Origin of the sequence: Sphingobacterium sp. SGG-5 (genome assembly GCF_011043525.1) — a bacterium.
In the GTDB taxonomy this organism is placed as follows: Bacteria; Bacteroidota; Bacteroidia; order Sphingobacteriales; family Sphingobacteriaceae; genus Sphingobacterium.
Genome location: NZ_JAAKGO010000050.1, coordinates 1 through 252, shown reverse-complemented (window position 1 = coordinate 252; position 252 = coordinate 1). Strand labels below are relative to the sequence as shown.

1 protein-coding gene is annotated in these 252 nt (G+C 55.6%); it reads left to right on the top strand.

Features of this window, described 5'->3' with window-relative positions:
* A partial coding sequence (locus G5B30_RS17230) for a gliding motility-associated C-terminal domain-containing protein (RefSeq protein WP_165321238.1) occupies nucleotides 1-252 on the top strand: 252 nt, incomplete at both ends.

The window sequence follows — 252 nt, the reverse complement described above, 5'->3', positions numbered from 1 at the left end:
ATCGGTGACGGTGCGCATTGCCAACGATGAGGGTGCCGCATTACCGGTACGTGTACACCAGGCCGTATCGCCCAACGGCGACGGCATCAACGACTTCCTGATGATCGAAGGTGTACGCGATTACCCGGAGAACAAGGTGACGATCTTTGACAAGTCCGGCAAGGTGATGGCGGAGATAGAAGAATACGACAACCGGAACAACGTGTTCCCCGGTGGCCGCACCGTACGCGACGGTACATATTACTATTACCT